11 protein-coding genes are annotated in these 8,385 nt (G+C 43.5%); 8 read left to right on the top strand and 3 right to left on the bottom strand.

Going from position 1 to position 8,385, the window contains the following annotated elements; genetic code table 11:
• The 3 genes from WEIDD23_RS02250 to WEIDD23_RS02245 form a co-directional block, all read left to right on the top strand.
• Positions 1-216, top strand: a 216-nt coding sequence (locus WEIDD23_RS02250) for a chorismate synthase (protein WP_156469550.1), incomplete at its 5' end; no start/stop codon positions are given.
• A gap of 149 nt (positions 217-365) precedes the next feature.
• Positions 366-515: a hypothetical protein gene (locus tag WEIDD23_RS13410; RefSeq protein WP_010373766.1), complete on the top strand. Its 150-nt coding sequence runs from the start codon at positions 366-368 to the stop codon at positions 513-515.
• Between the two features lie 295 nt (positions 516-810).
• Positions 811-1,284 (top strand): hypothetical protein, encoded by a 474-nt coding sequence (locus WEIDD23_RS02245; RefSeq protein ID WP_010373763.1) that lies wholly within the window; start codon positions 811-813, stop codon positions 1,282-1,284.
• Positions 1,285-1,472: 188 nt separating this feature from the next.
• Here the strand turns inward: WEIDD23_RS02245 and WEIDD23_RS02240 are convergent, their stop codons facing one another.
• Positions 1,473-2,978 (bottom strand): helix-turn-helix domain-containing protein, encoded by a 1,506-nt coding sequence (locus WEIDD23_RS02240; RefSeq protein WP_062358715.1) that lies wholly within the window; start codon positions 2,976-2,978, stop codon positions 1,473-1,475.
• 72 nt (positions 2,979-3,050) lie between these two features.
• Positions 3,051-3,221, bottom strand: coding sequence for a hypothetical protein (locus tag WEIDD23_RS12985; RefSeq protein WP_010373759.1), 171 nt, complete (start codon positions 3,219-3,221; stop codon positions 3,051-3,053).
• A gap of 156 nt (positions 3,222-3,377) precedes the next feature.
• On the opposite strand from WEIDD23_RS12985, the gene WEIDD23_RS02235 reads away from it, so the two are divergent.
• From WEIDD23_RS02235 to WEIDD23_RS02225, 3 genes are all read left to right on the top strand, one after another.
• Entirely contained in the window at positions 3,378-4,586 is a 1,209-nt protein-coding gene (locus tag WEIDD23_RS02235) for an MFS transporter (RefSeq protein ID WP_010373756.1), read from the top strand.
• A gap of 147 nt (positions 4,587-4,733) precedes the next feature.
• On the top strand, positions 4,734-5,840 hold the full coding sequence (locus WEIDD23_RS02230; protein WP_010373755.1) for an alpha-hydroxy-acid oxidizing protein: 1,107 nt from the start codon (positions 4,734-4,736) through the stop codon (positions 5,838-5,840).
• Between the two features lie 8 nt (positions 5,841-5,848).
• Positions 5,849-6,244, top strand: coding sequence for a GNAT family N-acetyltransferase (locus tag WEIDD23_RS02225; protein WP_010373754.1), 396 nt, complete (start codon positions 5,849-5,851; stop codon positions 6,242-6,244).
• Positions 6,245-6,292: 48 nt separating this feature from the next.
• On the opposite strand, the gene WEIDD23_RS02220 is transcribed toward WEIDD23_RS02225, so the two are convergent.
• The gene (locus WEIDD23_RS02220; RefSeq protein ID WP_010373752.1) at positions 6,293-6,661 is read right to left on the bottom strand and encodes a hypothetical protein; all 369 of its coding nucleotides are present in this window, start codon (positions 6,659-6,661) and stop codon (positions 6,293-6,295) included.
• Between the two features lie 256 nt (positions 6,662-6,917).
• Between WEIDD23_RS02220 and rimP the strand changes: the two genes are divergently transcribed.
• Entirely contained in the window at positions 6,918-7,604 is a 687-nt protein-coding gene (rimP, locus tag WEIDD23_RS02215) for a ribosome maturation factor RimP (protein WP_010373750.1), read from the top strand.
• Positions 7,605-7,623: 19 nt separating this feature from the next.
• Positions 7,624-8,385 (top strand): transcription termination factor NusA (nusA, locus tag WEIDD23_RS02210; RefSeq protein ID WP_242865393.1); only part of this gene is annotated, 762 nt, incomplete at its 3' end.

Here is an 8,385-nt window from a genome sequence, read left to right as displayed (position 1 = left end):
CGACCAATGCAAAGTGTGGATATTGATACGCACGAGAATCACCGTGCGTCGATTGAGCGATCTGATACAACGGCGGTAACGGCAGCGGTCGTCATTGCGGAAGCGATGGTCGCGATTGAATTGGCCAAAGCGGTTCTAGATAAATTTGATGCTGACAATCTCGATCGATTAAAAGAGCAGGTTGCCGTGTACCGCGAAGAGGTGCGGTTATTCTGAGTACCCCAACAAACGTTCCCGTTATGTTTGGATGCAAGAGAACATTCAGGATTTTAAAATGACTTTTAGTTCTCTTTGCATGTTGGTTTTTGAATATGTTAAGCTGTGCTCGTACGTGAATATAGAGAAAATCAAAGGAGGAAACAACAATGGTTTTAACTGGTACTAAGGCATGGGCAAAGTCTGTTCTAAAGACTGCTGGCATCAAGCATGTGATGGTGGCAAAGCGTAGCACACGCTTGGCAAACGCCTCAATGACGGCACTATATCGTGAAATCAATCGTCGTGGTTTGAACTAACAGACGCTTCATGATTAAAAGTCGTACAAAAAACTGAATAATGACTGCTAAGGTAGCATCCGATTGGGTGTTGCCTTTTCTTTTTTTTGTTGGTAGACAAAAGACACCGCTAATCATTGCTGATCAGCGGTGTATTTTAGAGTCGTGTATTACATGGCTTATTCCATGCATTAGCATAACTATAGCAATCTGATATCGGAATGTCTAGTCATGAAGGTGTCAAATTTCAATAATACGTTTGACGCGACATATTCAAACCTATTCAGTACGATTAAGAAAACTGATGAGGGGGATATTGCCTATAACCTATCAAATTCCAACACCTAATGCTGTCCGGGACGCATTAGAACAACGCCGACGGCAACATGAAACATCACCGCTGTGTAAAGTGGCGCTGCACTTAACCAATACATACTTAACGGAATTAGCCATTGAACTGGCCGTTAAGAAAATGATGGTGCGGGCAGAAAATGTGCAAGTTGATCACTTATTATCTGAAGTGGTTAGTGAGCTTAAGATGCCACACTATTTTTCGCAAGAATATGTTGATCAAATTCGTGAAACAATCCGGGCCGATGCAGCAGTCGAGAATGCCCGTGAGGTCTTAAATCAAATTGATGACTTAATACAAGCTGATATGCGGTCGTGGTTTGCATACAAGCGCCAGGTACAAGTTGCTTTTGAGGATGCGGGTTACGCAGTCGAAGGGACAACCACGATGATTATCGTGCACCCTGAATTAATGATTGAAAAGTTTACGTTGATTTAGCTGTCAAAAAAACGCGCCGGTGGTTAGTCGGCGCGTTTTTTGAATAATCATGGATGCAAGGCGTGTTTGTTCGCTGTCACTTATATTAAGAAGAATTATGGCATCACGCCTTATCAACCACGTGATATAGCATAACTGAAAGTAACGAGGGCACCAAAAACGATATTTTCAATTTTTAAAAAGCTGTTTCAAAGGATTGAAATGGTTTGTCCGGTAAATCGTTCAAACTTTGCGATTGTAATTTCTTTGACTGTTCGCCGGATCTCATTAAGCTCGGCCAATGTTGGACTATGCCGTAAGACGATGGTTTGTTGCTCTTCGTAATTCAAATGAATGTTTGAAATGACGAGGTCAGCAGTTGTAATTTGTGTGTCCGTAATAAAAATATTGATGCTGAGAAAACCTTGCAATCGCTGAATTAGGCGACGCTTTAAAGCTTCGTTGTCTACAAAATCTAACGCAATTGTGACGAGTGGCAGCGCATCTTCACGTGGGATTCGGGTAATGAACGTATTGAAATAATCCTCAAATAATGTGTTTCGAACGGTTTCGAACGGTAACTTGGTTTGATTCACAATTTCTTTAATGATTGTCATCGTCAATTCCGCATAAATTGGGAATTGATGGAAGTCATCTGTAATGTTGGGCTCTGGCCGTAGCTCACTGTGGAAGTAAACTAAGCGTAAGTTAGATGTGTACAAATCATCCACTAAATCAGCCATTAGTTCAGGTGTTAGCAAACCAGGATTACCTAAGAAACGAGGCAAGCAGACGCGAATACAGTCGTTGATGACCGAGAATAGGGCAACGGCTTGTGTGGGCATGAGTTGCATGAAATCATGCTTGCGGGCAAAGCCAAAGGCGTATAAGGCACTGAGGGCGAAGCGTGTCTCATCGTGGGCCGCGACAATATCTAGACCGAGCATTGTTTTAAGCGTGTTCATCAGGGTAATGGGAAAGGCGGCATTCTCGCTAGGCAAATCGGCCAAATCACGGAGCACTGGCGTCGAGTCGGTCAATGAAATGATATGACCATGCTTCATTCGGGTATACCACAAACCGAGTTGAAATTGCATGACAACACGCATAGCCGGTGTAATGGTTGACCCAGTTACACGAGAGAGTGTGTCAAAAAGTTGGGCTGCCCAATTTTGGGCATCTGGGGTAAGTGGGTTGGCTTGTTGGTAATAGTAGTCAAATAAAATTCGAAAGAAAAAATAGCGAATATCCTTTTCATTGCCATTTAAAGTGAAACTATCTGTCACCAAAATATGCTGTTGTGCCAGATGCTCAGCTAGTTCGCGCAATTCGTCACGAACATAGGGCGTTGAAAAGTCATGTTGCGCGGCGAAATCTTCGACAGATTGGAAATTTTCCAAAAATAAGGCGAGTAGCATATGATATTTTGGCGATCGGTTCAAATAATCTAAGGTGAGGTCATGGAGACTAATTGTATGACCCGATTGGACGATGAAGTGTTGGTTGCTAGCGTCAAAGGTGATGTACGATTGCGCGTTTGGTGAAAGTCGCTCGATGTCGTCAATCAATTCTTGCCCATAATGCATGACCAAATATTTTGACCAACCGAGTTGATTAATAACTTGCTTGACTGGTACTAAGGTATATGGTTGTTCCAGTAAGTATTTTTTTAGGGTTAGTTTATCTAACTCTTTTTTATGTAATAGCCATTCCATTGAAAATCTCCCAATTAACACACAAAAAGGCAGTGCACGCACTGCCTTTTCATAAGCGCTGTTATGTTTTTGTTATACCGCAACGTGCGCTGTCTTGGCAAGTTCGGCAAGTAGTTCGTCGTAAATTTCATCGTAGTCTGTAATGGCGTTGTGAAAGCTACGCACAGAACTCTTTAAATAATGTTGGCTAGCGATTGCAACGGCTAGATCGTGTGCGATTTGTTCATTAGATTGGGTCATCATTGACATCCTTCCTGTTACTGAATGACTTTATTATAGGAAGAACACGTGACCGGAACAAAAATGAGTTTTTAAATTTTGAAAAAATGGTTTTTGGGAAACGAGGCCAGCTTCGCTATGATTAAGGACATTACGTTATGAAAGCGAGAGTTGTTGATTATGAATGATTCAAAACCGGTCACCAGTATTATGAATGCCGGGTTTGTCAGCATTACGGCGATTAATTTCGTCATTTACTTAGTGTACTACCTATTAATGGTGATTATTGCCGTCGTGGTACACACGAATTTGCACGCTAGTTTAGCGCAAGCGGGACTAGCATCGGGAATTTATGTTATTGGCACATTGCTTGCTCGTTTATTTATCGGGCAGCAACTTGATATCATTGGTCGTAAGCAGTCACTACGCTATGGTGCGATTCTATATTTGATTTCGACGCTTGCGTATCTCGTTATCCCTAATATTGGGGTGATGTTTGTTGTTCGTTTGGTCAATGGTTTCGCCTATGGTATGGCTTCGACTGCCACCAATGCCATTGTGACAGACTACATTCCAGAAGATAAAAAGGGACTTGGCATCAACTTCTATGGGTTGAGTACGTCGCTCGCTGCAGCTATTGGGCCGTTTGTGGGGATGATCTTGCTTAACTTGACGAATTTCCGTTTTATTGTGGAAGTGTCATCTGCATTGATTTTGTTGACCACGATTGCGACACTGATTTTGCCAGTTCGTAATTTGGTTTTGACCCCTGAACGAAAAGCCGATTTGCGTCATATGACATTTGATAATTTGATTGAACGCAATACAATTTTCATTGCCAGCATTGGCTTCTTGATGGGCTTCTCTTACTCATCAGTATTGTCATTCCTTTCATCTTATGCAAAGACGATTCACCTTGTGGGGATTAGTTCTTTCTTCTTTGTGGTGTACGCCCTGGTCATTACCATTACACGTCCCATGGCTGGTCGAATCTTCGATGTGAAGGGTGAAGATTATGTGATGTACCCATCATATATCTCACTTGCTATTGGGTTAGTTATCTTAGGCTTGACACATTCTGGCTTTACATTATTGGTTGCTGGTGCATTTATCGGATTGGGCTACGGAACTTTTATGTCAAATGGACAGGCCGTGGCGTTGAAGATGGCACCAAATGCCTTACGAGTTGGGGTGTCGTTGTCAACGTACTTCATTGGATTGGATCTGGGAATTGGTGTTGGCCCATTTGTCTTGGGTGACATTGAAAAGTTGATGAATTTCCGTGAATTGTACTTGCTAGCAGCTATCGTTCCGGTAATTGCGGGTCTCTTATACTACAAGTTTTACAATCACGAACATGATGCGGCACCACAAGTTGATGCGCACTAATTAGATTTTGGCACCTAACAATCCTGTTAGGTGCTTTTTTCTGCAAACGGTTACACCTTTTTTCTGCCATAATTTTGTTAGCGGGCTAAACTAAAAGTTGTAAAAAGTGTTCTGCAATTTATTTAACAAGAAAAGAAGGTAATTCTGATGACTTATCAAGGCAGTACAAAAGAAGAAAAACTAAACATTATTGACTTGCCAAGGTTGCGTGACGCTGTAAAACGTGACACCGAAGCGGGAGCGTTTGGCTACGTGGATGGTGGATCTTCAGACGAACAAGTGTTGCGAGATAACGAACAAGCGTTTCGTCACTATCAATTAATTCCGCGTATGTTGCAAGATATTGCGGCGCCTGATTTGAGTACAACCTTATTTGATATTCCACTTACGATGCCCGTGATTGCGGCACCAATTGCAGCGCATGGGTTAATGCACCAAGACGGTGAACAAGTTACCGTCAAGGGAGTTGGTGCTGCAGGATCGATTTTCAGTCTGTCAACGTACGGCAATTCACGTATTGCGGATGTAGCAAGCGCGGCGCCGGATACACCCAAGTTTTTCCAGTTGTATATGTCCCGTGATGATGATTTTAATCAGTATTTGCTAGACGAAGCAGTTAATAATGGTTATAAGGCCATTATTTTGACCGCTGACGCCACGTTAGGTGGGTATCGTGAGGCCGATATTATTAATAACTTTACGTTCCCATTGCCAATGGAGAACTTGGCGGCGTTTTCAAATGCTGCTGGTTCTGGTGAAGGATTGGGGATTGCTGATATTTATGCACGGGCAAAGCAAGATTTGTCATTGCGCGATATTAACAAGGTTAAAGAAATGGCCCATGGCTTGCCGGTAATTGTAAAGGGGATTCAAGATCCTGATGATGCGCTAGCTGCCATCGCGGCTGGCGCTGACGGTATTTGGGTCTCTAATCACGGTGGCCGTGAACTAAATGGGGCACCAGCATCTATTGATACTTTGGCGGCGATTGCAAAGGCTGTTAACCGCCGTGTACCGGTTATTTTTGATTCTGGTATTCGACGCGGTGAGGATGTTGCGAAGGCCCTTGCACTAGGAGCAGATGTTGTCGCACTTGGTCGCCCAATGCTTTGGGGGTTGAACCAAGGTGGGGCGGCTGGTGTACAATCAGTGTATGAGCATTTGGCAACGGAATTAAGGAGTGTGATGCAATTGACGGGCGCCCACACGGTAGCTGAGTTGCAACGTGCCAAAATTATCAATGCAAAATTTTGAGGATAACCATGGAATTAAAAGAGACGACCGTAACTGAACTGTACGCCCACCTGAATCGAATTCTGGGTCGTGAAATAACGACGCAAGACGCTGACATTGCGGTTGCTGTGTTAAACGATCAAAAAATGCCAGTTGGTGGGATAATCGCTGAATTTATGGGTGCAGAGGTGCACATTAAGCAGCTTGTGTTATCGGAAGGTCTGCAGGCGGTTGGCGTTGATGCGGCGCTATTGCGTGAAGTCTTTATGCGTAGTGGCCAGCGTGGTGCAAAGGTGGCAACGGCATATGCCGACAACGATGCGGTGCAAGCATTCTATGAAGCGAACGGGTTTACGGTATTTGGTGAACTAGCTGACGTGCCTGTAATGGGACGAACGCGTGTTTACTTGCAACGTCGCTTATAATAGTAAAAAACGTCTGGTAAGTAATGTGAACTTACCAGACGTTTTGCGTTATTTTGCATAGTGAACAATTGATTGGCCAAGTGACATATTTAGGCGTTCGACAGTATCAGTACTCATCAGACGAAAGGCGGTACCATTTGCCACCAAGGCTTCGTCTAACATAATCCAGGTCCAAGTCTCGCCAGCGATGATTTGACCGTCATGATTATATGAAAAGACGACCAATGGCAGTTCGGCACCTTGATAGACATCAATAGCAACTGTGTCGTCGTTAATGCTTGGTGCAGCCGCAAGATATTTTTGGATGGCTGCTACGGCCGCCGGTGTAGACAAATCGGTAGGGTCGATGAAGCGACCGTGACCAAACGCCTGGCGAACGGTGTTGATGGCCGTTAAAATAAGTTGTTCTGTTTGCATGGGTAGCCTCCTGTACTGTGTTCCTCGGATAGATACCATCATTATACAGACGAATTGTTAGAAAGATTTGAAATAGGGTGCCAACACATATACAGTGTGATATAAGTTGCTATTCCACCAGAATGGTGTTACTATAATAACTGTTAATGAATAAGCTCTTAATTGAGTGGCCAGGAACGAAATTCCTTGGCCGCTCATTTTTTTAGGGTTTTACCTCTGACATAGATGATTTTACGGAACGAAGGGAGGGAATAATATGGCAAACGTTGTAGAAACAGTGCAAGCTGTCCTAGCGCCTGAGTTGGCAGACCAAGGGTTTGATCTCTGGGATGTGATTTACGAGAAACAAGGATCAGATATGGTGCTCCGTGTGTTAGTTGATCGTCTTGACGGTGCAATTAACATGGACGATTTGGTTATGCTAACTGAAACAATTGGTGAGCGTATGGACCAGATCGAACCAGATCCATTCCCTGAGGCATACTTGATGGATGTCTCATCTCCTGGGGCAGAACGTGAATTAAAGCGACCACAAGATTACGAGTGGGCGCTCGAAAAATATATTCACGTTGCCTTAAACCAAGAGGTGGACGGAGAAAATGAATTTGACGGTGAATTACTTGCCGTCACTGACGATATGTTGACATTGGCAATTACAGTCAAGGGTAAGCGTAAGCGTATTGATGTACCACGTACAGCGATTAAGCAAGCAAACTTGACGATTAGCCAGGAACGCATCTTAACGACACCGGAAGATTTCGACTGGGCGATGAACAAGATGGTTCGTGTGTCAACATATCAAAAAATCGATGGTAAGAAAGACTTTGCGGGTGAGTTGACGGCGGTTTCTGATGAAGCGTTGACAATCACTTTGGAAGATGAAACTGCAGTTGATGTCCCACGTGACGCAATTGCGCAAGCTCGTCAAGCAAATAACTTCTAATTTTATATGGAGAATCCAAATGAGTAAGGAATTAGTAAACGCCCTTGACGCTTTGGAGCAAGAAAAGGGTATCAAGGCTGAAGTCTTGGTAGAAGCGATCGAAGAAGCGTTGAAGAAGGCTTACGAAAAGAACTACGACGAATCAGAAAACGTTGAGGTTCAATTCGATCAAAAGAAGGGTAACATCAAGGTTTACTCAGTTAAGACGGTTGTTGAAGAAATCGACGAGCCTTATGAGCAAATCACTTTGGAAGAAGCTTTGGAATTGAACAAGGCTTACGAAATTGGGGATGAAATCCGTTTCGAAGTAACACCAGCTGACTTTGGCCGTTTGGCTGCTCAAACAGCTAAGCAAATCATTATGCAAAAGGTGCGCGAAGCTGAGCGTGGCGTTGTTTATGACAAGTTTATCGGTTATGAGAACGAAGTCATTACGGGAGAAGTTGAACGTCAAGATTCACGTTTCTTGTACATTATCTTGCCCGGTAACCAAGAGGCTGCCATGAAGCAAGGTGATCAAATGCCAAATGAGTCATACCGAATGGGTGACAAAATTAAGGTATTGGTGTCACAAGTTCAAAACGAACAAAAGGGACCTCAAGTGTTCGTTTCACGTACGCACCCTGAGTTGGTTAAGCGTTTGTTCGAAGCCGAAGTACCTGAAGTATTTGATGGTACGGTGGAAATTAAGTCAATCGCTCGTGAAGCTGGTGATCGTTCAAAGATTGCGGTTTATTCACATAACAGCAACTTGGATGCCGTTGGAACGATGGTTGGTCAA

The sequence above is a fragment of the Weissella sp. DD23 genome (assembly GCF_001579105.1).
Classification (GTDB): domain Bacteria; phylum Bacillota; class Bacilli; order Lactobacillales; family Lactobacillaceae; genus Weissella; species Weissella cibaria.
The sequence above is the reverse complement of the archived record's forward strand: the minus strand, read 5'-3'. Positions and strand labels throughout refer to the sequence as shown.